A 25,328-nucleotide genomic window follows, 5' to 3' on the forward strand; every position below is an offset into this window, starting at 1 on the left:
TCGGTCACGCTAGCGCCGGACACCGACGGCACCGAGCATCAAACCGAGAGCGATCGCTGGAGCAGCCGCACCGCGAGGCGGATGCCGGCTTCCGCCTCGGGGTAGTGACTGGCACGCAGGCGCTGGCTCACCGCCGACGGCGTGATGCCCAGGCTGCGGGCGATCTGCTGTTGTTGTCGCCCTGCTGCGGCGGCCGCGACCGTCTCCCACCCGGTGTCGGTGCGGCGGCGCCAGAGCGCACACAGCAACCACAAGGCCGCCTCGAGATCGGCTGCGGCCTCGGTGTCGTCGCCCGAGACGCGCAGGTCCTGGGGCGCGCTGTGCGCGGCGACGAGTGCCTCACGGGCGGCGACGAAGGCGTCGCCGGTGGCGGCACGAACGTCACGCGGCACGGGCCGCACGACGGCCCCGACCCCCACACCGATGCGCCAGCCGCCGAGGCGGGTCAACTCCTCGATCACCCGGATCGCCGCATCCGCATCGGTGACCATCCCTTGGATCTCATCCCCCGCTGTGCGCGCGAACTTGCGCGCGCCGTCGCCCAGGCGCAGCTTCCGGGTCGCGGCCAAGGCTTCCGGCACCCGATCGGAGTCCTGCCGACTACCGATCTGGTCGGCTGTGATGACCACAACCTTCAGTTCCGAAGATTCAGGCATATACCTAAAGTAGCCGAGATGAAGTGTTCTGCCTACATTACTTCGCAGCTGCTGCCTTCGCGGCCGCCTTGGCCTGCTTCTTGAAGTCGCGCACCTTCTGCAGCGACTCGCCGTCGACCACATCGGCCACCGACCGGAAGCTGCCCTGCTCGGCGTACGGCCCGATGGCCTCCCGCCAGCCGTCGGGCTGCACGTCGAGTTGCTTGGCCAGCAACGCCGCGAAGATGCGGGCTTTCTGGTCGCCGTAGCCCGGCAGTGCCTTCAGCCGCTTCAACAACTCCTTGGTGTCGCCGGCGGTCGTCCAGATGCGTGCGGCATCGCCGTCGTATTCATCGACCACAACCTGCGCGAGCTGCTGCACACGTCCGGCCATCGCACGGCCGTACCGGTGGATCGCCGGAGGCGTCGACGCGAGATCGGCGAACTGCTCCGGCTCCTGCGCCGCGATCACCTTGGGGTCGATGGTGCCGAGCCGCGACGCGATCTTCGCCGGCCCCCGGAAGGCGTGCTCCATCGGGTATTGCTGGTCGAGGAGCATGCCGACCAACAATGCGAACGGGTCGGACGAGAGCAACTCGTCGGCTTCGACATCCTGAGCGATCTGCAGCTTGACCATGCCCCGAAGTCTAAGCCCGCTGCCGTTCACCGTCCCTCGGACGCTCGTCGGGCAACATCGGCACCTCGAACCCCTCCGGTTCACCGACCAGCACACCGCGCCGCACCGACCCGCTGCCGAACTTCTCCCGCACCTCGTCGAGCGCCGTGTCGAGCACACCCGACTGGTGCGGATCGAGCGGCAGCATCAACTGAGTGGCGCCGGAGGCGTCGAGACCACCGATCGTCAAGCCCAGCAACGTGATTCCGCGATCGGCGATCATCGGACGCAAACCCAGCAGAAGCTCACGCGAGACCCGCAGCACCGTCTCGGTCGCCATCGTCGGACGCGGCAGCGTGCGCGACCGGGTGACCCGCTCGTAGTCACCGAACCGCACCCGGACGGTGACCGTCGCGCCCGGCCGGCCGCCGTCCCGCACCCGCCGCATCACCCGGTCGACGATGCCGACGAGTATCTGGTCGAGTTCGGCGTCGCTGCGCCGGCCGGGACCGAACGCGCGCTGCGAGCCGATCGAACCCCGCCGCTTGCCGCGCTCGACCGGGCGCGGATCCTGGAAGTGGGTCAGTGCGAACAGGTGCCGCCCGGAGGCCTTGCCGACGGTGTCCGACAGCGCGCGATACTCCACCTCGGCCAGCTGACCGATGGTGCGGATGCCACGGGCATGCAGCTTCTGCGAGGTCTTCTTGCCCACGCCCCACAGACGCTCGATCGGCAGCGGGTAGAGGAACTGCTCCTCACCGTCGTGCGGCACGACCAGCAGGCCGTCGGGTTTGCTCACGGCACTGGCGATCTTCGCGAGGTACTTCGTGCGCGCCACACCCACCGAGATCGGCAGACCAACCTCCTCGCGTACCCGCCGGCGCAGCAAGGCGCCGACCTGCTCGGGGGTGCCGGTCAGTCGCAGGAGGCCGCCCACGTCGAGGAAGGCCTCGTCGACCGAGATCCCTTCCACGTTGGGCGTGAGGTCGTGGAAGATCGCGAACACCGCCTTGCTCGCCTCCTGATACGCCTTCGGTCGCATCGGCACGACCAGCAGGTCGGGACACAGTTCGCGCGCGATGCGCTCGCCCATCGGCGACGACACGCCGTAGGCTCGCGCCTCGTACGACGCGGCCATGATGATGCCGCCACCGACGGCGATCGGACGGCCGCGCAGCCGAGGATCATCGCGCTGCTCGACCGAGGCATAGAACGAATCGAGGTCGGCATGCAGCATCGGCCCCTGTGGCGAGGACTGAGAACCGGGCACGAACATATGTTCGCATCGTTCACCGACAGGCGCACCGCGCAAATGCCGCCGCCACGACCGCATCGGGTCGTACGGTGATCCCATGAGCGACGAATCCCAAGAGTGGGGCAGCGATTTCGGCGAGACCGAACTCGACCCGCAGGAACGCAAGAACGCGGAGACGTACCTGGAAGATCCCGAATCCGGGGACGACGAGCCGTGGACGCCGCCGCAGCGACAGCCGCGTAGCGGCGAGTTCGACGACGACGAGGAGGACACCCTCGAACAGCGCATCGGCCAGGAGGAGCCCGAGGACGGCACCGCCTACGGCGCGCCCGACGACGAGGGCGGCCTGCGCCGCGCGGACATGGTCGGCGGCGAGGATCCCGACGCGATCCCGGCCGATCAGGACTTCGTGGGCGATCCGGCCGAGGTCGACGACGAGTCGGCATTCCGTCGGCGCGACCCGAATGCTCCCGCGGAGGAGTCGGCGTTGCACATCGTCGACGACGACGAGCAGTCGCCCGAGGAGGAGGACATCGACCTCCAGGACGAGGACATCGAGTACGAGGACTGACCGGCCGCGCGGGGCTCGATCTCAGGCGTCGATGCGCTCGAGGTCGAGCCCTGCCGCGTTGTCGACGATGAAGTCCTTGCGCGGGGCGACGTCGGACCCCATCAGCAGGTCGAACATCCGCTCCGCGGCTTCGGCGTCGGCCAAGGTGACCCGCCGCAGGGTGCGGTGGCGCGGCTCCATGGTGGTCTCGGCGAGCTGGTCCGCGTCCATCTCCCCCAGGCCCTTGTAGCGCTGCGGTTGCTTGACGTTGCGGCCGCGCTTGTTCAAGTCGGCCATCGTCTTGCGCATCTGGGCCTCGGAGTAGGTGTAGATGACCTCGCCCTTGGCGCGCCCCTGTGCCACCGTCTCGATGCGGTGCAGCGGCGGCACCGCCGCGTAGACCCGACCCGACTCGACCAACGGACGCATGTAGCGGAAGAACAGCGTGAGCAGCAGGGTGCGGATGTGGGCGCCGTCGACGTCGGCGTCGGTCATCAGGATGATCTTGCCGTAACGCACCATGTCGAGGTCGAACGAGCGGCCCGAACCACCACCGACGACCTGGATGATCGAGGCGCACTCGGCGTTCTTGAGCATGTCGCCCACGGACGCCTTCTGCACGTTGAGGATCTTGCCGCGGATCGGCAGCAGCGCCTGGTATTCGGAGTTGCGCGCCGCCATGCCGGTGCCGAGTGCGGAGTCTCCCTCGACGATGAACAGCTCGGTGCGGGAGTTGTCGCTCGAGCGGCAGTCCTTCAGCTTCGGCGGCAGCGACGACGACTCGAGCGCGGTCTTGCGGCGCTGGGTCTCCTTGTGCAGACGCGCACTGATGCGCGTCTTCATCTCGGCGACAACCTTCTCCAGCAGTTGGGTCGACTGCGTCTTGAGGTCGCGTTTGGTCGAGGTGAGGTTGGCGGTGAGCTCCTGCTCGACCACCTTGCTGACGATCGCCCGCACCGCGGAGGTGCCGAGCACTTCCTTGGTCTGCCCCTCGAACTGCGGCTCGGCGAGCCGGACGGTGACGACCGCGGTGAGACCGGCAAGGATGTCGTCCTTGTCGACCTTGTCGCCGCCGACCTTCAACCGGCGGGAGTTGACCTCCAGCTGCTTGCGGAAGACCTTCAGCAGCGACTGCTCGAAGCCGGCGACGTGGGTGCCGCCCTTCGGGGTGGCGATGATGTTGACGAAGGACTTCAGCTTCGTGTCGTAACCGGTGCCCCAGCGCAGCGCGACGTCGACGGCGCAGTTGCGCTCGACCTCCGTCGGGGTCATGTGCCCCTTGTCGTCGAGCACCGGCACCGTCTCGGTGAAGGTGCCCTCGCCTTGCAGTCGCCACACGTCGGTCACGGCGGGGTCGGCGGCGAGGAACTCGGTGAACTCGCTGATGCCGCCGTCGTGCAGGAAGATCTCTTCGTGCGGACCGTCGGCGCCCGGGGTGTCGGGCAGACCGCGTTCGTCGCGGATCGCCAGCGAGAGCCCGGGGATGAGGAACGAGGTCTGGCGCGCCCGGTCGACGAGCCCGTCGTAGTCGAACCGTGCGGTCTTGAGGAAGATCTGGGTGTCGGCCCAGTAGCGGATGCGGCACCCGGTGACGCCCCGCTTCGCCTTGCCCACGACCGCGAGCTCGCTGCCGGTCTCGAACGGCGTGAACGGCGCGTCCGGGCCGTCGCCGGCGAAGGTGCCGGGCTCGCCGCGTCGGAAGCTCATCGCGTAGGTCTTGCCGCCGCGGTCGACCTCGACGTCGAGACGAGCCGACAGCGCGTTGACCACGGATGCGCCGACGCCGTGCAGACCACCGGACGCGGCGTAGGACCCGCCGCCGAACTTTCCACCGGCGTGCAGCTTGGTGAACACCACCTCCACGCCCGACAGGCCGGTGCGTGGCTCGATGTCGACCGGGATGCCGCGCCCCCGGTCGCTCACCTGCACCGAACCGTCGGCGAACAGCGTCACGTCGATGCGGTCACCGTGGCCACCGAGGGCCTCGTCGACGGAGTTGTCGATGATCTCCCACAGGCAGTGCATGAGTCCGCGCGAGTCGGTCGACCCGATGTACATGCCCGGCCGCTTGCGCACCGCCTCCAGCCCTTCGAGCACCTGCAGGTGTCGGGCGTTGTAGTCGGTGGCGGACGAGGTACTGCGAGGCACAACCACGAGGGGTGAACTCCTTTACGAGACGGGCACCCGAAGCGTAACCAGCGGCACCGACATTCCGCGGGAGGCACACGGCAACCGGACCCGCGGCCACTTGGTCACAGTTCGATATGGGCTACGCCACACCGCCCCAATAGCGCTGCGGGAATCCTTTGGGGTGCTTGGATGTTGTCTCATCGGAACGACGTAATCGGTGCAACCGCAACGGCAACACCATCGTCGTAACGAACGACCTCGACACGAGGAACTGACGGCGCTTCGGCGCCCGACGAAAGGATGGACCCTCATGGCCACTGCACTCGCACCCACTCTGACCGCCGCCGACCGCTGCGACCGCTGCGGCGCTCAGGCATTCATTCGGGCCCGTCTTGCCGGAAACATGGAGCTTCTCTTCTGCGCCCACCACGGACGCAGCCACCTGGACAAGCTGCGCGACGTCGCCGAAGAAGTCATCGACGAGACCGACCGGCTGCACCAATCGCAGGACTGACCCGCCACAACAGCGAACACGAATCGCCCGCACCGACGAAGGTGCGGGCGATTCGTCGTCCTGGCGGCCGCCACTGACCGGTAGGTTCGACCACGTGGAACTCGTCACCGTGATCGCCGGGATACTCATCGTCGTCGGCATCCTCGGCCTCATCGTGCCGGTGCTGCCGGGTCTGCTGCTCACCGAAGCCGGCGTGCTGTTGTGGGCCACGGAGAACGGCTCCCGGACGGCGTGGGTGGTGTTCGGACTGAGTGTCGTCATCGCGCTGATCGGGTGGTTCCTGCAGTATCAGGTGCCGAATCGGCAGCTGCGCAGGATCGGGGTGCCGGGAAGCTCGCGGCTGGCCGGTGTGGTGCTCGCGGTGATCGGCTTCTTCGTGGTGCCGGTCATCGGGTTGTTCCTCGGGTTCGTCCTGGGTGTCTACCTGGCCGAGCAGGTGCGACTGCGCAACCCCTCGGCAGCATGGACGTCGACGAAGATGGCGCTGAAGATGGCGCTGGCAAGCATCGGGATCGAGCTGGCAGCTGCGGTGACGGTGGCGCTGCTGTGGGTGGCCGGACTGCTGCTCACCCGGTAGGTGCAATCACCAGGCGCCGTCGCGGCGACGCTTCTCCCAGCGTTCCTCGAGTCGCTCCATGAAGGTGCCGCTGCGCCGTGACTGTCGACGCAGACCGCGCGATGCTCCCGATGCCCCCGCGGGTTTGACCGAACCGTCCGGCTGCACGGTGCCGAGCGACGCGCCCGCCGAGGAGCCGTTGAACGCCCATGCCGCAACGGCGACCATCACGACGAAGCCTGCGACACCGAGCCAGATGAAGTCGTTCATCACGCCGACCAGCGCAAGGCCCAGACCGCCGAGCATGCCGAGGCCGGCGATGATCAGCCGACCGCGTCGCGGGCGGGTGGCTGCGCGCATCTGCGACGCGAACTTCGGATCATCCGCGGACAGCGCGCGTTCCATCTGGTCGAGCATCCGTTGCTCGTGCTCCGACAGCGGCACGACCGACCTCCCAACGAACGATTTCTGACGCATCGAGCGTGCGTCGACGTCTACCCCTTGAGGATATGTCCCAGAAGCTCCCCGCGGTAGCTCGGGCGTCGGATCCGGTCGTCCGGAGATTCGGAAGGCGTTCCGCAGCGGTTCGCGGGTGGTTCACCGCAGGGTGGGCGCGACGGCCGCATCGAGTCCGCTGACCATCGGCAACCCCAGCTCCTGCAGCACCAACCCGAGGAAGGTCTCCCCCGCCCGGATCAGGTCGTCGGCCTCCCGGGCGCTCGGTCGCTGCGCGCCGCGATCGTAGACCTGGCCGCGCTTGCCGGTGCCGGCGAAGAACTCGGCCCACTCGCGCAGCTCGGGGACCGCTTCGCCGACCACCTGCCACACCGACCGCGGACGCGATCGGGGCGACCGAGCGCTTCGTGCGGCCACCAGCGCCGCGGCGGCACGCAGTGCGCCGAGCTGCGCGCAGCGGTAACGCTCTACCAGGTCGGACTGGTGGCATGCCTCGAGCAGGCAGTCGCGAGACCGGTCGACGAGGTCGAGCACGCCCGCGGCGCAGGCGATCGGGGGTTGCTGCGGGCGGGCGGCTCGCGGAGTGCCCGGACGGTTGGCAAGAGCAGTCATGGATGCCTCCTGGCTGGCTGGTCGATCGAACTTCTGTTCGATGGGTCAGACCGTAGGTGGCAGCACCGACAACCTCAGCCGACGAGGTTCTGATGCACCTCGAGCGTCGCGGTCGAACGGTTCATCGTGATGAAGTGGATGCCCGGCGCGCCCTCGCCGATCAGGCGCTGCGCGTGTTCGGTGCAGATCTGCACCCCGACCTCCCGCACCGCGACCTTGTCGTCCTTCAGGGCCTCCAGCCGCTCGACGACGTCCGGCGCGAGCGGCTGGCCGTTGAGCTGGGTCATCCGCTGCAGTTGGCCGTACGCCGTCACCGGCATCAGACCCGGAACGATCGGCATCGTGCGTCCGGCACCGTCGACGAGGTCACGCAACCGCAGGTAGGCGTCGACGTCGGTCACCATCTGGGTGATCGCGAACGCGGCACCGGCGTCGGCCTTACGGATGAGCACCTTCGCGTCGTCCTCCAGCGACCCCGACTCCGGGTGCTTGTCCGGGAATGCCGCCACCCCGACGGTGAAGTCGCCGAGCCCGCGAATCAGGTCGACGAGTTGCTCGGCGTGGTCGAGGCCCTCGGGGTGCGGGGTCCATTCGGTGCCCAGACCGCCGGCCGGGTCGCCGCGCAGCGCGAGAATGTTGCGGATGCCGGCGCCGGCGTACTGCCCGACGATCTGACGCAGCTCGGCCACCGAACTGCCGACACAGGTCAGGTGCGCCATGGTGGTCAGCGTCGTCTCGTGCTCGATGCGTCCGGTGATGCGGACGGTGCGGTCACGGGTGGACCCGCCGGCCCCGTAGGTGACCGAGATGAACGAGGGGTGGACCCGCTCGATCCGACGGATGGAGTCCCACAGCACCGCTTCGCTCGCGTCGTCGCGCGGAGGGAAGAACTCGAAACTGAACGCCGTGTCGGGAGCACCCAACAGGTCTGGAATGCTTGGGTGCGGACGGGCACTCGCATCGGACATGCGGGTGACCATATCGGTTGCGGAGCTTCGGCCAGAATGCCGACCAACTGGTGGGTAACCAGCCGTCCGCCATCGCCCGGCCCGGAAAGGACCCCGCGTGAATCAGGCAGTGCGAGCACCGATGCCGGTGGAGCCGCCGGTGGTGCCCTCATTGGACCAACTGAGGGCACAGGTTCAGGTCGTCCTCGACCGCGCCCACGACCAGCACGCGGAGCAACTCGCCCCGATCGGCACGGAGATGACCGCGCTCATCGACCCGATCCACGCCCTGCTACGCGGCGGCAAGCGCCTGCGTGCCGCCTTCTGTTACTGGGGTTACCGCGCTGCGGGCGGTGCGCACAGCGACGCGATCGTGCAGGTCGCCACCGCGATGGAGGTGTTCCAGGCGGCAGCGCTGCTGCACGACGACGTGATGGACCGCAGCGACACCCGTCGCGGCCGCCCGACGGCCCACCGGGTGCTCGCCGCCATGCACCGCGAGCACGGCTGGGACGGCGACGCCGACCGGTTCGGGGAGGCGGGCGCGATCCTCGCCGGCGACCTGTGCCTCAACTGGACCGACGAGCTCTACAGCACCAGTGGCCTGCCCGAGGCCGAACTGCGCCGCGGCCGGGCGGTCTTCGACCTTATGCGCACCCAACTGATGGGCGGCCAGTACCTCGACGTGCTCGAGTCGGTGCGCCCCTGGGAGTCGGCGTCGACCCAGGACCGCATCGACCGGGCCCGTCTGGTGATCCGGTACAAGAGCGCGAAGTACACCGTCGAGCAGCCGCTGCTCATCGGAGCCACCGCGTTCGGCGTCGACGACGACACTCGGGCGGCGCTGTCCGAGTACGGCCTGGCGCTGGGTGAGGCGTTCCAGTTGCGCGACGACCTGCTCGGGGTCTACGGCGACCCCGAGGCGACCGGCAAACCCGCCGGCGACGATCTGCGCGAGGGCAAGCGCACCGTGCTCGTGGCGCACACCCTCGACACCGCGACGCCGACCCAGATCGAGCGGTTCAACGAACTGTTCGGCCGGGCCGACCTCGACGAAGCGGGCGTCGACTGGCTGCGCGAGTTGGTGAGTTCCTCGGGTGCGGTCGACGCCACCGAGGCCATGATCTCCGCGCTCAGTGCGCATGCCGACGCGGCGCTGGATCGAGCAACCCTCACGCCCGAGGGCGAGCGCATGTTGCGCGACCTCGTCGGCATCGCGGTCGCCCGCAACGCCTGAGCAGGCGTCTACCAGGCGAGTTCGCTGGCTCGCTTCCGCACCTCGGCCTTGCGACCGAGCTGCAGCATGGTGATCGGCGACCCCACCACCGGCAGCGTGTCGTCCGGGGTGAACAACCAACGCAGGGCCTCCTCGGAGGTGAGGTGCGCGTCGCGCAGCACGGTGATCGTGCCACCGAGCGCAGGCAACAGCTCACCGTCACGCACGAACGCCGCGGGCACCGAGATCGCCTCGTTCGGCCCGACCCTTGCGGCGAGCAGCTCGCCGTCGTCGATCATCCGGCGCACCGTGCGGTGCGGCAGTCCGAGTGCATCAGCGATTTCGGGCACCGAAAGCCAGGCGCCGACCAGGGTTTCCACGTCATTCACGGCACCAGCTTGGCACGAGGCGCGTCCGAGCCGGGACGGGCGGTCGGCACACGCGGACCAGCCTCCACGCAGCAGCAGGCGAAGGAACTTAGAATTTGCGGGTGAGTCCAGTCAGTGAGGCGTCGATCGTCGGACGGGTGATCGACGGTCGATACCGCGTCACCCGGCACCTCGCCGACGGCGGAATGGGCTCGGTGTTCGTCGCGACCGACCTGCGCCTCGAACGCGACATCGCGCTCAAGGTGATGCGCTCCGACCTGGCCCGCGACGACGCATTCGTCGCGCGGTTCCGCCGCGAGGCACACTCCGCGGCGCGCCTGACCCACCCGAACGTCGTGGCGGTCACCGACCAGGGGTCGGACGGCCACTACGCCTTCCTGGCGATGGAGCTGGTGCTCGGCGAGACGCTGCGCCAGCTGATCCGTCGACGCGGACCGCTGCCCGTCGACGAAGCGCTCGGCCTGTTGGACCCGGTGGTCGACGGGCTGGCCGCAGCGCACCGCGCCGGCATCGTGCACCGCGACGTCAAACCGGAGAACGTGCTGATCAGCTCGACCGGACAGGTGAAGGTGACCGACTTCGGCCTCGCCCGCGCGGTCACCACCAGCACCCTCACCGGCGACAGCGACATCCTGCTCGGCACCGCCTCCTACCTCTCGCCCGAACAGGTCGAACACGGCACCGCAGACGCCCGCTCCGACGTCTACTCCGCCGGGTTGCTGCTGTTCGAGATGGTCACCGGCGAGAAGGCTTTCCCCGGCGACTCCCCCATCCACGTCGCCTACCAGCACGTGCACGGCACGATGCCCAAGGCGTCGGACGCCGTCCCCACCGTGCCCGCCGCCGTCGACCGGTTGATCGCGGAGGCCACCGCGAAGAACCCCGACGACCGCCCGGCCACCGCGGCCGACCTGCTCATCGCGCTGCGTACGGTGCGCCGTTCGCTCGGTGCGTCGCGCACCGACGACGAAACCACGGACGTCGCCGTGGTCGCCGACGCCGACCACGCACCCCCCGCTGACAACACCGCCGACAACACCACCGCCGACACGGACGAGACCGACGTCCGGTCGCTCGGAGCGAAGAACTCCTACACCACCGAGATCGGCAGCCGCACCGATCCGCTGCACACCGACGCGTACCCGGAATCGGCCGCGGCTCCCGGACGGCGCCGCCGAACCGCACTGATCGCGGCGGTGCTGGCGGTGCTGCTCGTCGTCGGCGGCGGCGCCGGGTGGGCGTTCACGGCCGGCCCATTCGGTTCGACGAAGGTGCCCACGGTCACCGGCATGACCCAGGGTTCGGCGGTGAGCAGCCTCACCGGTTCAGACCTCAAGGTGAAGGTGCAACAGACGTTCAGCGAGACGGTGCCGGCCGGTCGCGTGATCAAGGCCGATCCGGCCGCGGGAGCTCAGACCCGCAAGAACTCCACCGTCGTCCTCACCGTGTCCAAGGGCGCCGAACGGTTCACCGTTCCCGGCCTGCCCGGCACCACCGAGGCCGACGCCCGCGCGGCGGTGACGAAGGCGGAGCTCACCGTCGGCACCGTCACCAAGGCCTACAACGAGACCGTGCCCAGCGGTTCGGTCGTCTCGAGCAATCCGGCGGCAGGTAGCCCGTTGAAGCGGGGCACCAAGGTCAACCTCGTCGTCAGCCAGGGCAAGCAGCCCATCCCCGTTCCGGTCATCGCGGGTCAACCTCAAGATCAGGTCGAGTCTTCGCTGACCTCCCTGGGCCTCAAGGTGACGCAGGCGCCCCAGGAATTCTCCGACACCGTCGCCAAGGGATCGGTGATCCGCAGCAACCCGGGTCAGGGTGCGATCGCGCACAAGGGCGCCACCGTCGAGATCGTCGTCTCCAAGGGTCCGGAGATGGTCACCGTGCCGAATGTCGTCGACATGAAGAGCGGAGCGGCCCGCAGCAAGCTCGAGGCCGCCGGCTTCACGGTCAAGATCGACCGGTTCTTCGGCGGCCTCTTCGACACCGTCCGCGACCAGAGCCTGCGCGCGGGCAGTTCGGTGCGCAAGGGCAGCACCATCACCCTGTCGGTCGTCTGAGCCGGCCACCCGGCCTGGAACAGCAAGTGCCCGCCCCGGGCCGTGATGGCCGGGGCGGGCACTTTGTTCCGACTGCAGGTCAGCGGGTGCGCTGGGCGAGCATCTCCGCCACCAGGAACGCCAGTTCCAGGCTCTGCTGGTGGTTCAGACGCGGATCGCAGGCGGTCTCGTAACGCTTCTCGAGATCCTCGTCGGCGATCCGCTCGGCGCCACCGAGACATTCGGTGACATCGTTGCCGGTGAGCTCGACGTGCACGCCACCGGGGATGGTGCCGAGGGCGGCGTGCACCTCGAAGAAGCCCTGCACCTCGTCGACGATCTGGTCGAACTCACGGGTCTTGTAGCCGCTGGCCGACTCGAAGGTGTTGCCGTGCATCGGGTCGCAGACCCACACCACCTGCGCGCCGGACTCGGTCACCCGCTGCACCAGGTTCGGCAGCTTCTCGCGCACCACGCCGGCACCCATACGGGTGATGAAGGTCAGGCGTCCCGGGGTGCGCTCGGGGTCGAGGCGGTCGATCATCCGCAGCACCTCGTCCGGGTCGACGTTCGGGCCGAGCTTCACGCCGATCGGGTTGTGGATGCGCGAGACGAAGTCGATGTGTGCGCCGTCGAGCTGACGGGTGCGTTCGCCGACCCACACGAAGTGTCCCGACACCGCGTACGGGTTGCCGGTGCGCGAGTCGATGCGGGTCAGCGGCTGTTCGTAGTCGAGCAGCAACGCTTCGTGGCTGGCGAAGAACTCCACCGTGCGCGCGTTCATCGCGTCGAAGTCGGCTCCGCACGCCTGCATGAACTTCATCGCACGGTCGATGTCGCGCGCGGTCGACTCGTAGCGGGCGTAGGCGGAGTTGGCGATGAACCCGCGGTTCCACTCGTGCACGTGTCGCAGATCGGCGAAACCACCGGTCGTGAACGCCCGGACGAGGTTCAGCGTGGAGGCGCTGGTGTGGTAGGCGCGCAGCAACCGCTGCGGGTCGGGCGTGCGGGCCTGCTCGTTGAACGCGAAGTCGTTGACCATGTCACCGCGGTAGGCCGGGAGCGTCACGTCGCCCCGGGTCTCGGTGTCCTTGCTGCGCGGCTTGGCGTACTGGCCGGCGATGCGGCCCAGCTTCACCACCGGGGTGCTCGCGCCATAGGTCAGCACCGCAGCCATCTGCAGGATCGTCTTGATCCGGTCGCGGATGTTCGCGGCGGTGGCGGCCGAGAACATCTCGGCGCAGTCGCCACCCTGCAGCACGAAAGCCTCACCCTTGGCCGCGGCCGCCAGACGGTCGCGCAACACGTCGCACTCGCCGGCGAACACCAGCGGAGGAAGCGAGGCGAGTTCGTCGCGCACGGCGGTCACGGCCTGCGGGTCGGGCCAGGTGGGTTGCTGCATCGCGGGGACGTCGGCCCATTCGGGCATCTCGGTGGTGGCCTCGGATGTCACGGCGGTCGTACTCACCCCGCAAGACTACGCGGGCACCCCGGAACGCATCCGGGGTGCCCGCGCTGCGGACGGCGGGTCTACGCCCCGGCGCCCGGCGCCTTCGCAGTGTCGGTCACGATGTCCGTCACAGGGCCCGTCACGTCGTCCGCGACGCTCGCCTCGTCGCTGTCCGGCTCCGCACCGTCGGCCGACTTCTCGTCCTCGCCCGACTTGCGCGCCACCCGTTGGCCGATCGCCTGGGCGGCTCCACTGCCGACTGCCACGGCGGTGCCGCCGATCTCCTTGGCACGGGCCGCGATGCGGTCCTTCACGGTCGAGGCGTAGACGTCGACGTACTCCTGACCGGACAACAGCATCAGTTCGTACATGATCTCGTCGGTGATGCTGCGCAGCACGAAACGGTCGTCCTGCATCCCTTCGTACCGCGAGAAGTCCAGCGGCTTGCCGACGCGGATGCCGATGCGCATGATCTTCGGCAACACCTTGCCGGTCGGCTGAGCCTTGTCGGTGTCGATCATCGCTACCGGGATCACCGGCACCTTCGCCTCCAGCGCCAACCGCGCGACGCCGGTCTTGCCCTTGTAGAGGCGGCCGTCGGGGCTGCGGGTGCCCTCGGGGTAGATACCGAAGAACTCGCCCTTGCGCAGCACACTCAAACCCGACTGGAGCGCGCCACTGGACGCCGCGCCGCCGGAACGGTCGATCGGAATCTGACCGACGCCGCGGAAGAACGCCGCGGTCAGCCGGCCCTTCATGCCGGTGCCTGTGAAGTAGTCGGCCTTCGCCACGAAGGTCATCCGGCGGGGCACCACCAACGGGAGGAAGAAGGAGTCGGAGAACGACAGGTGGTTGCTGGCGAAGATCGCCGCGCCCTTCTCAGGAATGTTCTGCTCACCGTCCACCCACGGACGGAACAGCAGATTGAGAATCGGGCCGACGACGACCCGCTTCAAAAACCAGTAGAGCACCGTGCCTCCAAGCCCAGCGGTACGAGAAACGCTTCGGCTGAACAATAACGCCCCGCGCACCCACGGGCAGCCGATGAGACAAGATGGAGGGTATGCAGATCCGCGACGGCGCCACGCCGATCGTCCACGACGGCTCGCGCACCGGCGTTCTCGTCGCCCACGGGTTCACCGGATCACCCCAGTCCGTCCGTCCGCTGGCCGACGACCTGATCGGCCGCGGTTTCACCGTGCGCGCACCACGCCTGCCCGGTCACGGCACCTCGTGGCAAGACCTCGACCGCACCAAGTGGACCGACTGGTACGCCGAGGTCGAAAGCGCCTACAGCGAACTCACCGAACGATGCGACCACGTCGTCGCGGTCGGCCTGTCGATGGGCGGCACCCTCGCCACCCTGTTGGTGCAACGCAACCCCGAGATCGCCGGCCTCGCGGTGATCAACCCGGTGTTCGAGATCCGCAACTGGAAGCTGCGGGCGTTGCCGGTCGCGCGCCGCGTGCGCACCACGGTCGCGGGTATCGGCGGCGACATCAAGAAGTCCGGGGTGTCCGCGTACGCCTACGACCGGATGCCGTTGCGCGCCCTCACCTCACAGACCCAGCTGTGGCACCAGACCACCCGTGACCTTCCCCAAATCACCCAGCCCGTCCTGCTGGTGCGCTCCAAGGTCGACCACGTGGTGCCGCCGTCGAACTCGCACCTGTTCCGTTCCCGCATCTCCAGCACCGACGTCACCGAGGTCGTGCTGGAGAACAGCTACCACCTCGCCACCCTCGACCACGACGCCCCGTTGCTGCAGGACGCCGTCGCGGACTTCACGACCCGACTGGGAGGACAGTCGTGACCGAGAACCAGCCCGACGGACCCGACAACCCCTTCGACCACTCCGACGACGAGATCGACCGCCGGTTCGACGAACTCGTCGCCGACTGGCACGAACGCACGGCCGAGCCGATCGACCTCGACGACCCCGAACCGATGCCGCCGGCACCACCGGTCCCCTTCCAGGTGCCGGCCCAGTGGCGCGCCGGCACCGGCCCGAGCATCGTCGAGGAGCAGGACGAGGAGTTCGTGCCGCCGGTGCCGCCCGACCTCCCCTCGGACGAAGGGTTCTGGGTCACGCTCGCCTGCCTGGTCATCGGACCGCTGTGGTTGCTGTACCTGTTCTTCTTCGACCGCTACGCCGCCACGCTGTGGTGGGTGCTGGCGATCGGCGTCTGTTTCGCCGGTATGGCGCTCATGGTGCTGCGCCAACCCAAGAACCGCGACGAGGACGACCCCTACGACGACGGCGCGCGACTTTAAGTCTTCTGGAGGCTCCCTCGCCTCGTGAGCCTTCCGTTGTGGTCCGGTGGGTGCCACCACTGACAGGGCGGAAGGCTCGCTCTGCTCGTTCGTCGCACTATTTCGCGAGGGAACTGAGATCGAAGTCCGCGTAGATCGGCAGGTGGTCGGTCGCGCGGGCGAGCTGCGCCGGGTCGAGGGCGAACAACGGCTGCGAGTGGGGCAACGACGTCGACGCGAAGATGGCGTCGATCCGCTTCACCGGGCCGGTGGAGGGGAAGGTGAACGCGTCCGGGGTCGCCTCGTGCAGGGTCTGGCCGAACAACTTCCACACGTCGTGGCCCGGGGTCTCGTTGAGGTCACCGCCGATGATCGCGGGCATCGCGTCGGGTTGCAGCGCGCCCAGCACCGTGTCGGCCTGCAGCTTGCGCTCGTCCGAACGCAGCGACATGTGCAGGCTCGCGACATGCACCGGACGGTGCCCGGGGAGGCTGACCGTCGCCAGCGCGTAGCCGCGCGGTTCGTCACCCTTGCGCACCACCAGGTTGCGATGCACGCAGTCGTGCAGGTGCACCCGCAGGCTCGTCAACAAGGTGGTGCTCATCCAGCCGCGCTTGCCGTCGCTCCAGGTCAACCCGCACTGCTGCGCGAAACGCGCGATGCGGTGGCCGGCGAAGGGGTGCCGGGGCGCTTCCTGCACGAGCAACACGTCGGGGTCCATCATGCGCACCAGGTCGACGAGCGCGTCCGTGTCGTCCTTGAAGGCCCGCACGTTGTACGACACCACCCGCAGCACATGGCCGGGACGCACCTCACTCACTGCGCTCCACCTGCCTGCTCGACCTCGGTGCGGGCCAGATCGGCGGCGCCGACCAGACCGGCCTCGTTGCTCAGTTGGGCCTTCACGATGCGCGCTTCGGGGCGGTAACCGCGTCCGGAGAGGTGGCGCCGGAACGACGCCTTCGCCGGGTCGAGCAGCATCGGGCCGGCCGCGCTGACTCCCCCGCCGATGACGAAGGCCCCGGGGTCGAAGGCGTTGGCCAGGTTCGCCAGGCCGACCCCGAGCCAGGTGCCGATCTCGGCGAGGAGTTCCTCGGCGGTCGAATCGCCGCCCTGGGCCGCCTCGGTGATCATCGGTCCGGTCAACTTCGTCGGGTCACCGTCGACCATGGCGGCCATGTCGGCGGCCATCGGGGAGTTGGCTGCGATCATCGAACGCGCTTCGCGCACCAGCGCATTGCCGCTCGCGTACTGCTCCCAACAACCACGGTTTCCGCACTCGCAGCGGTGCCCGTCCGGCACCACCTGCATGTGCCCGAACTCCCCGGCAATTCCGAACCGTCCGCGCTGCATCTGCCCGTCGGTGAGGATCGCGCCGCCGATGCCGGTGCCGAGGTTGACCATCACCACGTGCGACTCCTGCCGCACCGCACCGAAGCGCCACTCCGCCCAGCACGACGCATTCGCGTCGTTGTCGACGAACACCGGCAGGTCGATGCGTTGGCGCAGGGCCTCGCGCAGCGGTTCGTGCCGCCATGACAGGTGCGGGGCGAAGACAACGGTCGCCCGGTCGGACGACACGAATCCGGCGGCGCCGATGCCGATGGCCACCGGACGGCTGGGCGCGGCGGCCAGCAACTCCTTGACGGCGTCGACGATGACGTCCTCGACGACGTGCGGGGCGGTCGACCGGTGCGGTGTGTCGCGGCGGGCACGGGCGATGACCCGGCCTTCCCCGTCGACGACACCTCCGGCCACCTTCGTGCCGCCGATGTCGATGCCGATCGCGAGGTCGTTGCTCATCGCTGCTCCGTTCGCACCAGTGCCGCGGCGCCGACCATGCCGGCGTCGTTGCCGAGTCGGGCCGCCTCGAAGGTCGCGACCGGACGGTGTCCGCGCCCGGTCAGTTGGCGCGCGTAACCCTCCCGGATGGGCTCGAGCAGCAGGTCGCCGGCGTCGGCAACGCCCCCGCCGACGACGAACCGGGCCGGGTCGACGATGGCCGCCATCGACGCGGCTCCCTCACCGATCCACCGTCCGAGATCGGCGAGCAGTTCGACGGCCGCGGGGTCGCCGTCCTCGGCGGCCTGGGTGACGTGCTTGCCCTCGAGCCGGTCGGCGTTGCCGCCGCAACGCTCGCGCAGCGTCGCACCGTACGGCGACGCCCCGGCGACCAGCGCCCGGGCCTCACGCACCAGGGCGGTGCCGCTGCCGTAACTCTCCAGGCAGCCGCGATTGCCGCACCCGCAGCGGATGCCGTCGGGCACGACCCGCATGTGCCCCACCTCGGCCGCGATGCCGTACGACCCGCGGAACAGCCGTCCGCCGATGATGACCGCGCCACCGACGCCGGTGCCGATCGTCAGCATCATCATGTCGTCGACGCCGATGCCGGCGCCGTGCTTGAACTCGCCGTAGGCCGCGGCGTTCGCATCGTTCTCGATCGTGACGGTGACCGAGACCCGTTGCTCCAGACGCTCCTTCAGAGGTTCGTCACGCCAGGCCAGGTTGGGCGAGAACAACACGGTGGTGCCCGCCTTGTCGATGTAACCGGCGCAGGCGACGCCGGCCCGCTCGACCTCGACACCGTCCGACAGTTCGGTGATCAGGTCGGCGACCGAGTCGGCGAGACGGTCGACGTCCTGGGCGGGCGACTCACGCCGGGCGCGACGCAGGATCTCCCCGTCGGGTGCGATGAGTCCGCCCGCGATCTTCGTGCCGCCGATGTCGATACCGATGGTGGGATTCACGGGGGTCATTCTGCCGACCCGGACGGGTCGACGGCTTCCTCCCCGCCCGGCGCGTCGCCGGTGACCCGCACCTTGCGGGTGCTCGGCCGCGTCGCCGCAGCGGCTGCGTCCGGCGCGGAGGTCGCCGCATCGGCCTGCGCGCGGCGCTGCTGCGCAACCGCCTGCAGGCTGCCGGCCACCATCGCGATGATGTCGGCGAAACGCTCCATCACCTCGGGGCTCAGCCCTTCGAGGAAGGCTCCGACCCGGCACACCGGGCACACCTTGCAGACCGCCGGGAAATGCGCCGTCGGGCCGCAGTCGCAGCCCGAGCCGGACGGCGCGCCCGACGCACCGGCGTCGGGCTGACCGGGCGAATCGTCGCGCATCGATTCCTTGGGCGGAGCATCTGTCGAGTGCCCCGCAGTTGCAGCCCACATGCCCAGCGACTCCATCAACTTCATCGCCTCGTCGGCGACGGAGCCGGTGTCGGTTGCCGTCGGGTCGGACTTCTCACTCACTGCTGTTCCTACGCGTTCTCTGGCCGGAAGGTCACTTCAAGGATGCCGTGTCGCAGGTTGGCCCGATCGGCGACGTACCGCGACAACAAGGAGGGAAGCACGAAGGTGCGCCGATGCCCGTGCGCACCGATCACCAGCCGCGCGGCAGACTGCTCCAAGTCGATCTCCTCAAAACTGTTGAACGGCAAGGGGATCCGCCACAGCACTTCGTCGCCGCGAGCCCCTCCCCTGATCTCGACGTCACGGTCGGGGTCGGCGAGGTCGGTGTCCCACCCGGTCGGCAGGTCGACCCAGTGCGGCAGGTGCGGGGCGTGCGGTGCCCCGTCGAGGCGTTCGTCGCTGGCGGCGCCGACCGTCGCACCCAGCCGGGCTTGGGCCAGCGACACCGCGGCCGCCGCGTGCCGCACCTTCTCCGCCGGTGCCCCGGACGAAAGAACCACAGCCGTCTCCCCCGAGATCACCACCTGGGAGAGTTCTTCCGCGCGTCGGGTGACCGCGGCAAGCTGCTCCCCGCCCGCCTTGCCGATGGCGGCTCCGCCCATCGCGAGCGCGGTGACCGGACGGGTCGCCCGCAACCAACCGCCGTGCAACGGTCCGGCCTCGTCGAGGGCCCAGGGCAGGGCGTGCGCGGTCAGCAGCAGCCGGCCGAGGGTGGCCCCGGCGTCGACGACGACCCGGTCGAACCGGTCGAGAAGTTCCGGCAACTGCCAGAGCACGGCCGCCCCGTCGAGGCGATGCAGTAGTTCCTGCGCGACGAACGGATCGAACCGCCACGACCTGGCCGCGGACTGCAGCGCCGCCGGCAACTGCGGGTGGTGCCGCACCAGGGCCGACCCCTTATGGGTGACCAGCCGGTGCGCCCCGAACACCGGATCGACGGCGGTGACTGCGACCCGGTGGCCTTGTTCTGCCCAGGAATCGGCGAGCCTGGCGGCCCACGTCGACGACCCGGAACCACCCGGCCCACCGACCAGCAACAACCGTGGGATCACCCCTCGGCGCGCTTCCTCAGTCCGTCGAGCGCGGTGTCGATGATGGTGCGCTCCGCCTTGTTGCGCAGCGCACCGATGACCGGCAGCTTGAGCGCCACCGCGAGCTTGTAGTTGACGGCGCACCCGTCACCGACCGCAGTGATCGTGTAGGTGCCGTCGAGCCCCTTGAGCAGGTCGGAGCTGACGAGGTGCCAGTCGACGGTGCCGGTGCCGTCCTCGGTCACGTCCCAGTCGTACTCCAACACGTAGCTCGCGCGGATCGGGGCGGCGTCGAGCTCGAACTCGACCTGGAGCGGCCACCCGAGGTCGTCCTCGGAGAGCACCTCGGCGCGCTTCACCTGCGTCGCCCACTCGGGGTACGCCTCGAAGTCGGCGATGATGTCGAGGACGGTTGCCGGGTCGGCTGCGATGTCGATCGAGGACTGGGTGCTGTCGGCCATGGCCGCCACCCTATCGGCGCCGTCACCGAAGGCCACGAACCGGCGTCGACTACTTGCCGGCGTCGACCTGGCCGGTCAGCCATTGCCTGAAGGCGGCGCTCAGCGACTGCGGCGAGCCGCCGAAGGTGCCACTGAAGTCGGGAGATGTCGCACCGGCCAGCGCGGCCTCGACCCATGCCCGGTAGTGCGCGGCGCCGGAGCGGGCGAGCAGAAAGCGGCTGTAGGCGCAGGCGCGCTGGTAGGCGCTTCGCAGATCGGACGCCGTCGCGGACAGTTCGCCGTCGTCCGGCGGCCCGCCCGGCACCTGCGCGGACTTCACCCGGGCGACGAGGGTCGGGGCGTAGGTGGTCAACGTCCTGCCCGAGGCGTCGAGTGCGGTGAGTTCGGCCGCACCCTCGGCGACCCAGTGCTGCGCGGCAGACCGCACCCCGAGCCGGACGTGGGTGAGTTCGTGGGTCAGCACGAACACCCGCGCACCGGACGCCGCACGCGCCAGTTGCGGCGCGACCAACACGATGCCGTCCTGCGTGGTGGTGGCGGTGACCGCCGATTCGTCGGGGTCACCACCGGCCGCGACGAAGCCGGCCTGGTCGGTGAAGACCCGCACGCGGGCCTGTGCGCCGCCACGCCACACCGCCCCGGGACCCCAGAAGTCGATCACCGAGCGGGCCGCCGTCTGCGCCTCCGCATCGATCGCGTCGAGCAGCGCCCGGTCGACGTCACCGTCGACCCGCACCCTTTCGCCTGCGGGCTCGCTCGCACATGCCGCGAGCACCGAACCGCCGCCGACCAGCCCGAACAGCCCGAACAGCCCTGCCGAGCGCAGCACGGCACGACGATCGAGCGGGCGGTTCATGGGCCCATCGTCGCAGCCGCCGACAGGTCAGCCGACAGACCGCAGCGGACGGTCGTCGACGTCGATGCGCACGTCGTCGAGATCGGCCCGGTCGACCAGGCCGAGAGTGACGAACATGTCGAGCGCGGCGCGCTCGGATCGGTCGAGCGTCGGCGCCTCGGCGGGCAACCGGCGGGGAGGCTCGAGCGTGAAGAGGTGCGCCACCATGCAGTCGCCGCACATCCGTTCACGGACGGGGCAGGTCTGGCAGTCGATGTGCATTCTGACCCTCCTTCAGGTCTTCTCAGGTCGTGCGTGAGGTTCGTGCTGGTTTCACAAATGTTGGTTCGTACCTGCTGGATCGTCCGGTGTTCGACGGGCCGATTTCCAGCTGCCCCCGACGCTAGGCGCGACCACCGACAACATCCCCGACCACGACGCTGTCACGACGCCACCCGCGTGGTTTCGCGAGGTTGTCGGTGCCGGCGCCTAACGTCCGTGACATGCACACCACGCCGGTCGCCGTCCAGGGCACCCTCGACGATCTCGGCACCCCGCTGTCCGAGGTCACCTTCGTGGTGCTCGACCTCGAGACCACCGGCGGCAAGCCGGCCGGCAGCAACATCACCGAGATCGGGGCGGTCAAGGTGCGCGGTGGTGTCGTGCTCGGCGAGTTCCAGACGCTCGTGCGCCCCGGTGAGCCGATCCCGGCGTTCGTGTCGGTGCTCACCGGCATCAGCAACGCGATGGTGGCGAGCGCGCCCCGCATCGACCGGGTGCTCGGGTCGTTCCTCGAGTTCCTCGGTGAGGGCGTCGTGGTCGCCCACAACGCGCCCTACGACGTGGGCTTCCTCAAGGCGGCCTGTCGAGAGACCGGCGAGCAGTGGCCGCGGCCCGCTGTGGTCGACACCGCTCACCTGGCCCGGCAACTCGTCACCGCCGACGAAGCCCCCAACCGCAAGCTCGGCACCCTCGCCTCGTTGTTCGGCACGACCACGACGCCCGACCACCGCGCGTTGCACGACGCCCGCGCCACCGTCGATGTGCTGCATGCCCTGATCGATCGCGTCGGCAATCTGGGGGTGCACAGCCTCGAGGAGCTGCAGACCTACAGCAAGCGGGTCACTCCCGGGCAGCGGCGCAAACGGGTGCTCGCCGACGATCTCCCGAGCGCGCCCGGCGTCTACGTCTTCAAGGACGCGAACGGTCAGGCGCTGTACGTCGGCACCTCGGTCGACATCCGCAAGCGGGTGCGCAGCTACTTCACCGAGAGCGAGAAGCGCGCACGGATGCGCGACATGGTGCGGCTGGCCGAGGAGGTCACGCCGGTGGTGTGCCAGACGGCGCTGGAGGCTCAGGTGCGCGAGCTGCGGCTGATCGCCGAGCACAAGCCGCGCTTCAACCGACGGTCGCGCTACCCCGAGCGCGCCGTCTGGCTGAAGCTCACCGACGAGGCGTTCCCCCGGTTGTCGGTGGTCTCCAGCGTGCGCGACGACAGCCCGGGCTACGTCGGCCCGTTCGGTTCGAAGGCCGCCGCCGAACTCGCGATGACCGCTCTGCACGACGTGCTTCCGCTGCGTCGCTGCACCAAACGTCTCAGCCGCAAGGGCGATTCTACCGCGTGTGCGCTGTTCGACCTCGGCAAGTGCGGCGCCCCGTGCATCGGACAGCAGTCGGTCGACGACTACGCCGCGATCGCCGACGAGGCTCGCTCGATGCTGACCGCCGATGCCCGACCGGTGGTCGACGCGCTGCTCGACCGGATGAACGCGCTCGGTGCACAAGGTCGGTACGAGGATGCCGCCGCGGTCCGCGACCGCCTGCTCGCGTTCGTGCGGGGTGCGGCTCGCGCCCAACGCCTCGACCCGCTGGCACGCACCCCGGAAGTGGTGGCCGCCCGGCCCGGCGCCCTGGGCGGATGGGAGGTCGTGTGCATCCGATACGGCCGGTTCGCCGGCACGACGCTCACCCCCAGGGGCGCCGACCCGATGCCCTACATCGCCGCGCTGCGCGAGACCGCCGAGGTCGTCGCGGCCCCGGTCGCACCCGCGCCGGCGGCCCTCACCGAGGAGACCGAGCGGGTGCTGCACTGGCTCGAGCAACCGGGCGTGCGCATCGTGCACACCGAAGGGGTGTGGGTCTGCCCGGTCAACGGTGCCGGAGGCTCTCGCAACCGGTTGGAGCGGTTGATGGACGCCGGTTCGGGCGGCGGCGCTAGGGTGGCCGGGTGATCTCCGCCATCGTCCTCATCAGCGCCGACGTCCACCGCATCCCCGAGGTCGCCCAGGCGATCGCCGAGATCGACGGCATCTGCGAGGTCTACTCGGTGACCGGCGATGTCGACCTCATCGCGGTCGCGAAGGTGGCCCGCCACGAGGAGTTCGCCGACGTCATCGCCGACCGGTTGAACAAGGTCGAAGGCGTGATCGACTCGCGCACCCACATCGCGTTCCGCACCTACTCCAAGGACGACCTGGGCGCAGCCTTCGCGCTCGGCCTCGACGAGTAGACCGGACGAAGAGCCGTCAGGCTGCGTGGGTCGCGTCGGTCCAGCGCTGCAGCGCGGCCGCCGCTGCTCCGCCGTCGATCGACTCGGCGGCGCGGGCGATCCCGCGGCGCACGGCGGCGTCGAGATCGTTGTCCGCTCCGAACCGTCCGGGGCCCTGCCCCGCCGCCACGACGGCCAACGCGATCCCCGAGTTGAGCAGCACGGCGTCGCGCACCGGTCCGGTCGCACCGGCCAGCACGTCGCGCACCACCTGCGCGTTGTACGTGGCGTCGCCGCCACGCAGGTCTTCCAGCGGCGCGCGCGACAGACCGAGCGCCACCGGGTCGAGCGTGTGCTGCGAGATCTCACCGTCGCGCACCCACCAGACCGTCGAGGTGGTCGACAGGGTGAGCTCGTCGAGACCGTCGTCGCCGCGGAAGACCGCTGCCTGCTGGCCACGCTCGGCGAAGACACCCGCGACCAGCGGTGCAACCCGCGGGTCGGCGACACCGACGGCGCGGTATCGCGGGTTGGCGGGGTTGGTCATCGGACCGAGCACGTTGAACGCGGTCGGGATGCCCATGTCGCGCCGAGCCGCGGCCGCGAAGCGCATGCTCGGGTGGAAGGTCTGGGCGAAGCAGAAGGTGATGCCGGCGGTGTCGACGACCTGCTTCACCTGCGCCGGAGTGAGGTCGAGCCGCACTCCGAGCGCCTCCATGACGTCGGCCGCGCCGGACGAGGAGGACGATGCCCGGTTGCCGTGCTTGACGATCTTCGCGCCGGCGCCGGCGCACACGATCGACGACATCGACGAGATGTTCACGGTGTGTGCGCGGTCACCGCCGGTGCCGACGATGTCGAGCGTCTCGCCCTCGATCGAGATCGGCTGGGCGTGCTCGATCATCTGGTCGGCCAAGCCGCGCAGTTCCGCGACGGTCTCGCCCTTGGCGCGAAGCGCAGCAAGGAACGCGCCGAGCTGTGACTCGGACGCATTGCCGGACATGATCTGGTCCATTGCCCATGACGCCTGCTGGACGTCGAGGTCGTGGCCGGTGGTCAAGGTGTTGAGGACCTCGGACCACGTGTGTTCGGTGCCGGGTGCCGCCACCACGCGGTCAGGCCTGACGCGCGAGCGTCGCGATCGTGTTGGCGAGCACGAGCGGGTCGATCGGGTGCGGCACCGCCGCTTCGGCCTGCGACCAGGAGGCGAGCCACCCGTCCGCCGGGCGGCCGGTGAGCACCAGCACCTTGGGGCAGTCCTCAATCTCGTTCTTCAACTGTCGGGTCAGGCCGAGACCACCGGTGGGCGCGGCCTCGCCGTCGAGGATCAACAGGTCGTAGTGCTCCTTCTCGACCGCGTCGATCACAGCAGCAGCGGTGGCGCACTCGCGCCAGGAGACGATCTCGACGTCCTTGGCCGGACGGCGACCCGCACCGACGCGCACGGCGTCCCGGGTCGCACTGTCATCGCTGTAGAGCAGTACCGAGAGCTGACGGGGGCCGGAGGCCTGCTCCGAGCGCGCGGCTTGGGCCGCCGGAACCGGGACGTTGGAACTCATGCTGCTGATGCTACCGACAGCCCGCGCGCGGCCGGGCGCAGCACCCGATGTCGGCACGAGCAGGAGCCCCGCGGGCCGGGAACCATCCGACAATCGCGCGGCCACGCAGCTGGTTCTGCGAGAACGAAGCCGGGCACCAAAGGCAACCG

Annotated in this window: 29 protein-coding genes; 9 read left to right on the plus strand and 20 right to left on the minus strand. The window is 69.4% G+C overall.

Features of this window, described 5'->3' with window-relative positions; genetic code table 11:
• Positions 1 to 38: 38 nt before the first annotated feature.
• Genes DFJ65_RS12235 through dinB form a run of 3 tightly spaced genes read right to left on the minus strand, consistent with a single transcriptional unit; the run spans position 39 to position 2,527 of the window.
• A complete protein-coding gene (locus DFJ65_RS12235; protein ID WP_170144085.1) occupies positions 39 to 656 on the minus strand; it encodes a transposase in 618 nt (205 codons plus the stop codon).
• A gap of 37 nt (positions 657 to 693) precedes the next feature.
• Positions 694 to 1,272, minus strand: a complete 579-nt coding sequence (locus tag DFJ65_RS12240; protein ID WP_115923250.1) for an HhH-GPD-type base excision DNA repair protein — start codon at positions 1,270 to 1,272, stop codon at positions 694 to 696.
• Between the two features lie 10 nt (positions 1,273 to 1,282).
• Positions 1,283 to 2,527: a DNA polymerase IV gene (gene dinB / locus DFJ65_RS12245; RefSeq protein ID WP_115923251.1), complete on the minus strand. Its 1,245-nt coding sequence runs from the start codon at positions 2,525 to 2,527 to the stop codon at positions 1,283 to 1,285.
• A 76-nt stretch (positions 2,528 to 2,603) separates the two neighbouring features.
• Here dinB and DFJ65_RS12250 point away from each other — a divergent pair, with 76 nt between their 5' ends.
• A complete protein-coding gene (locus tag DFJ65_RS12250; RefSeq protein WP_115923252.1) occupies positions 2,604 to 3,077 on the plus strand; it encodes a hypothetical protein in 474 nt (157 codons plus the stop codon).
• Between the two features lie 21 nt (positions 3,078 to 3,098).
• On the opposite strand, the gene DFJ65_RS12255 is transcribed toward DFJ65_RS12250, so the two are convergent.
• Positions 3,099 to 5,210: a DNA gyrase/topoisomerase IV subunit B gene (locus DFJ65_RS12255; RefSeq protein WP_115923253.1), complete on the minus strand. Its 2,112-nt coding sequence runs from the start codon at positions 5,208 to 5,210 to the stop codon at positions 3,099 to 3,101.
• 286 nt (positions 5,211 to 5,496) lie between these two features.
• On the opposite strand from DFJ65_RS12255, the gene DFJ65_RS12260 reads away from it, so the two are divergent.
• Both DFJ65_RS12260 and DFJ65_RS12265 read left to right on the plus strand, forming a co-directional pair.
• Positions 5,497 to 5,700, plus strand: a complete 204-nt coding sequence (locus DFJ65_RS12260; RefSeq protein WP_115923254.1) for a DUF7455 domain-containing protein — start codon at positions 5,497 to 5,499, stop codon at positions 5,698 to 5,700.
• 94 nt (positions 5,701 to 5,794) lie between these two features.
• Positions 5,795 to 6,277 carry a DUF456 domain-containing protein gene (locus DFJ65_RS12265; protein ID WP_115923255.1) on the plus strand — a complete coding sequence of 161 codons (483 nt, stop codon included), beginning with the start codon at positions 5,795 to 5,797 and terminating at the stop codon, positions 6,275 to 6,277.
• A 6-nt stretch (positions 6,278 to 6,283) separates the two neighbouring features.
• Here DFJ65_RS12265 and DFJ65_RS12270 read toward each other — a convergent pair whose 3' ends face one another.
• The 3 genes from DFJ65_RS12270 to metF form a co-directional block, all read right to left on the minus strand.
• Complete coding sequence (locus tag DFJ65_RS12270; RefSeq protein WP_115923256.1) at positions 6,284 to 6,700, minus strand: DUF3040 domain-containing protein; 417 nt, start codon at positions 6,698 to 6,700, stop codon at positions 6,284 to 6,286.
• A 153-nt stretch (positions 6,701 to 6,853) separates the two neighbouring features.
• Positions 6,854 to 7,324: an SAV_6107 family HEPN domain-containing protein gene (locus DFJ65_RS12275; protein WP_115923257.1), complete on the minus strand. Its 471-nt coding sequence runs from the start codon at positions 7,322 to 7,324 to the stop codon at positions 6,854 to 6,856.
• A gap of 74 nt (positions 7,325 to 7,398) precedes the next feature.
• Positions 7,399 to 8,292 (minus strand): methylenetetrahydrofolate reductase [NAD(P)H], encoded by an 894-nt coding sequence (gene metF, locus DFJ65_RS12280; RefSeq protein ID WP_115924288.1) that lies wholly within the window; start codon positions 8,290 to 8,292, stop codon positions 7,399 to 7,401.
• Between the two features lie 97 nt (positions 8,293 to 8,389).
• Between metF and DFJ65_RS12285 the strand changes: the two genes are divergently transcribed.
• Positions 8,390 to 9,508: a polyprenyl synthetase family protein gene (locus DFJ65_RS12285; protein WP_245950216.1), complete on the plus strand. Its 1,119-nt coding sequence runs from the start codon at positions 8,390 to 8,392 to the stop codon at positions 9,506 to 9,508.
• Positions 9,509 to 9,516: 8 nt separating this feature from the next.
• Here the strand turns inward: DFJ65_RS12285 and DFJ65_RS12290 are convergent, their stop codons facing one another.
• Positions 9,517 to 9,876 (minus strand): Rv2175c family DNA-binding protein, encoded by a 360-nt coding sequence (locus tag DFJ65_RS12290; protein WP_115923258.1) that lies wholly within the window; start codon positions 9,874 to 9,876, stop codon positions 9,517 to 9,519.
• A 101-nt stretch (positions 9,877 to 9,977) separates the two neighbouring features.
• Between DFJ65_RS12290 and pknB the strand changes: the two genes are divergently transcribed.
• Positions 9,978 to 11,933, plus strand: a complete 1,956-nt coding sequence (pknB, locus tag DFJ65_RS12295) for a Stk1 family PASTA domain-containing Ser/Thr kinase (protein ID WP_245950217.1) — start codon at positions 9,978 to 9,980, stop codon at positions 11,931 to 11,933.
• Between the two features lie 79 nt (positions 11,934 to 12,012).
• On the opposite strand, the gene DFJ65_RS12300 is transcribed toward pknB, so the two are convergent.
• Both DFJ65_RS12300 and DFJ65_RS12305 read right to left on the minus strand, forming a co-directional pair.
• Positions 12,013 to 13,341 (minus strand): class II 3-deoxy-7-phosphoheptulonate synthase, encoded by a 1,329-nt coding sequence (locus DFJ65_RS12300; RefSeq protein WP_115924290.1) that lies wholly within the window; start codon positions 13,339 to 13,341, stop codon positions 12,013 to 12,015.
• A gap of 101 nt (positions 13,342 to 13,442) precedes the next feature.
• The gene (locus DFJ65_RS12305; RefSeq protein ID WP_115923259.1) at positions 13,443 to 14,333 is read right to left on the minus strand and encodes a lysophospholipid acyltransferase family protein; all 891 of its coding nucleotides are present in this window, start codon (positions 14,331 to 14,333) and stop codon (positions 13,443 to 13,445) included.
• Between the two features lie 83 nt (positions 14,334 to 14,416).
• On the opposite strand from DFJ65_RS12305, the gene DFJ65_RS12310 reads away from it, so the two are divergent.
• Positions 14,417 to 15,175 carry an alpha/beta hydrolase gene (locus tag DFJ65_RS12310; RefSeq protein ID WP_245950219.1) on the plus strand — a complete coding sequence of 253 codons (759 nt, stop codon included), beginning with the start codon at positions 14,417 to 14,419 and terminating at the stop codon, positions 15,173 to 15,175.
• Positions 15,172 to 15,636, plus strand: a complete 465-nt coding sequence (locus tag DFJ65_RS12315) for a hypothetical protein (protein ID WP_115923261.1) — start codon at positions 15,172 to 15,174, stop codon at positions 15,634 to 15,636. The genes DFJ65_RS12310 and DFJ65_RS12315 overlap by 4 nt, the downstream gene beginning before the upstream one ends.
• 97 nt (positions 15,637 to 15,733) lie before the next feature.
• On the opposite strand, the gene DFJ65_RS12320 is transcribed toward DFJ65_RS12315, so the two are convergent.
• Genes DFJ65_RS12320 through DFJ65_RS12355 form a run of 8 tightly spaced genes read right to left on the minus strand, consistent with a single transcriptional unit; the run spans position 15,734 to position 21,414 of the window.
• Positions 15,734 to 16,435 carry an endonuclease/exonuclease/phosphatase family protein gene (locus DFJ65_RS12320; protein ID WP_115923262.1) on the minus strand — a complete coding sequence of 234 codons (702 nt, stop codon included), beginning with the start codon at positions 16,433 to 16,435 and terminating at the stop codon, positions 15,734 to 15,736.
• Entirely contained in the window at positions 16,432 to 17,418 is a 987-nt protein-coding gene (locus tag DFJ65_RS12325) for an ROK family glucokinase (RefSeq protein ID WP_115923263.1), read from the minus strand. The genes DFJ65_RS12320 and DFJ65_RS12325 overlap by 4 nt, the downstream gene beginning before the upstream one ends.
• A complete protein-coding gene (locus DFJ65_RS12330; protein ID WP_342767516.1) occupies positions 17,415 to 18,374 on the minus strand; it encodes an ROK family glucokinase in 960 nt (319 codons plus the stop codon). The genes DFJ65_RS12325 and DFJ65_RS12330 overlap by 4 nt, the downstream gene beginning before the upstream one ends.
• Positions 18,371 to 18,865 (minus strand): hypothetical protein, encoded by a 495-nt coding sequence (locus tag DFJ65_RS12335; protein ID WP_115923264.1) that lies wholly within the window; start codon positions 18,863 to 18,865, stop codon positions 18,371 to 18,373. Before DFJ65_RS12335 ends, DFJ65_RS12330 begins: the two co-directional genes overlap by 4 nt.
• Before the next feature lie 8 nt (positions 18,866 to 18,873).
• Entirely contained in the window at positions 18,874 to 19,857 is a 984-nt protein-coding gene (locus tag DFJ65_RS12340; protein WP_115923265.1) for an ArsA family ATPase, read from the minus strand.
• On the minus strand, positions 19,854 to 20,297 hold the full coding sequence (locus tag DFJ65_RS12345; protein ID WP_115924292.1) for an SRPBCC family protein: 444 nt from the start codon (positions 20,295 to 20,297) through the stop codon (positions 19,854 to 19,856). The genes DFJ65_RS12340 and DFJ65_RS12345 overlap by 4 nt, the downstream gene beginning before the upstream one ends.
• A gap of 49 nt (positions 20,298 to 20,346) precedes the next feature.
• Positions 20,347 to 21,153, minus strand: a complete 807-nt coding sequence (locus tag DFJ65_RS12350) for a hypothetical protein (RefSeq protein ID WP_115923266.1) — start codon at positions 21,151 to 21,153, stop codon at positions 20,347 to 20,349.
• Positions 21,154 to 21,180: 27 nt separating this feature from the next.
• Entirely contained in the window at positions 21,181 to 21,414 is a 234-nt protein-coding gene (locus DFJ65_RS12355; RefSeq protein ID WP_115923267.1) for a hypothetical protein, read from the minus strand.
• A gap of 221 nt (positions 21,415 to 21,635) precedes the next feature.
• Between DFJ65_RS12355 and DFJ65_RS12360 the strand changes: the two genes are divergently transcribed.
• Both DFJ65_RS12360 and DFJ65_RS12365 read left to right on the plus strand, forming a co-directional pair.
• Positions 21,636 to 23,363, plus strand: a complete 1,728-nt coding sequence (locus tag DFJ65_RS12360; protein ID WP_115923268.1) for a DEDD exonuclease domain-containing protein — start codon at positions 21,636 to 21,638, stop codon at positions 23,361 to 23,363.
• Positions 23,360 to 23,641: an Lrp/AsnC family transcriptional regulator gene (locus tag DFJ65_RS12365; protein WP_115923269.1), complete on the plus strand. Its 282-nt coding sequence runs from the start codon at positions 23,360 to 23,362 to the stop codon at positions 23,639 to 23,641. The genes DFJ65_RS12360 and DFJ65_RS12365 overlap by 4 nt, the downstream gene beginning before the upstream one ends.
• Before the next feature lie 16 nt (positions 23,642 to 23,657).
• On the opposite strand, the gene trpD is transcribed toward DFJ65_RS12365, so the two are convergent.
• Complete coding sequence (trpD, locus tag DFJ65_RS12370) at positions 23,658 to 24,731, minus strand: anthranilate phosphoribosyltransferase (protein WP_245950221.1); 1,074 nt, start codon at positions 24,729 to 24,731, stop codon at positions 23,658 to 23,660.
• 4 nt (positions 24,732 to 24,735) lie between these two features.
• Positions 24,736 to 25,179, minus strand: a complete 444-nt coding sequence (locus tag DFJ65_RS12375; protein ID WP_115923270.1) for a response regulator — start codon at positions 25,177 to 25,179, stop codon at positions 24,736 to 24,738.
• Between the last annotated feature and the right edge of the window lie 149 nt (positions 25,180 to 25,328).

It is taken from the genome of Calidifontibacter indicus (assembly GCF_003386865.1).
Taxonomy (GTDB): domain Bacteria; phylum Actinomycetota; class Actinomycetes; order Actinomycetales; family Dermatophilaceae; genus Yimella; species Yimella indica.

Bases quoted from the DNA above. Each gene is read 5' to 3' on its own strand.
- DFJ65_RS12350 (WP_115923266.1), bottom strand. From the start codon at position 21,153: ATGAACCGCCCGCTCGATCGTCGTGCCGTGCTGCGCTCGGCAGGGCTG.
- DFJ65_RS12375 (WP_115923270.1), bottom strand. From the start codon at position 25,179: ATGAGTTCCAACGTCCCGGTTCCGGCGGCCCAAGCCGCGCGCTCGGAG.
- DFJ65_RS12330 (WP_342767516.1), bottom strand. From the start codon at position 18,374: ATGACCCCCGTGAATCCCACCATCGGTATCGACATCGGCGGCACGAAG.
- DFJ65_RS12355 (WP_115923267.1), bottom strand. From the start codon at position 21,414: ATGCACATCGACTGCCAGACCTGCCCCGTCCGTGAACGGATGTGCGGC.
- DFJ65_RS12235 (WP_170144085.1), bottom strand. From the start codon at position 656: ATGCCTGAATCTTCGGAACTGAAGGTTGTGGTCATCACAGCCGACCAG.
- DFJ65_RS12240 (WP_115923250.1), bottom strand. From the start codon at position 1,272: ATGGTCAAGCTGCAGATCGCTCAGGATGTCGAAGCCGACGAGTTGCTC.
- DFJ65_RS12250 (WP_115923252.1), top strand. From the start codon at position 2,604: ATGAGCGACGAATCCCAAGAGTGGGGCAGCGATTTCGGCGAGACCGAA.
- DFJ65_RS12300 (WP_115924290.1), bottom strand. From the start codon at position 13,341: ATGCCCGAATGGGCCGACGTCCCCGCGATGCAGCAACCCACCTGGCCC.
- DFJ65_RS12360 (WP_115923268.1), top strand. From the start codon at position 21,636: ATGCACACCACGCCGGTCGCCGTCCAGGGCACCCTCGACGATCTCGGC.
- DFJ65_RS12275 (WP_115923257.1), bottom strand. From the start codon at position 7,324: ATGACTGCTCTTGCCAACCGTCCGGGCACTCCGCGAGCCGCCCGCCCG.
- DFJ65_RS12325 (WP_115923263.1), bottom strand. From the start codon at position 17,418: ATGAGCAACGACCTCGCGATCGGCATCGACATCGGCGGCACGAAGGTG.
- DFJ65_RS12310 (WP_245950219.1), top strand. From the start codon at position 14,417: ATGGAGGGTATGCAGATCCGCGACGGCGCCACGCCGATCGTCCACGAC.
- dinB (WP_115923251.1), bottom strand. From the start codon at position 2,527: ATGTTCGTGCCCGGTTCTCAGTCCTCGCCACAGGGGCCGATGCTGCAT.
- DFJ65_RS12260 (WP_115923254.1), top strand. From the start codon at position 5,497: ATGGCCACTGCACTCGCACCCACTCTGACCGCCGCCGACCGCTGCGAC.
- DFJ65_RS12345 (WP_115924292.1), bottom strand. From the start codon at position 20,297: ATGGCCGACAGCACCCAGTCCTCGATCGACATCGCAGCCGACCCGGCA.
- metF (WP_115924288.1), bottom strand. From the start codon at position 8,292: ATGTCCGATGCGAGTGCCCGTCCGCACCCAAGCATTCCAGACCTGTTG.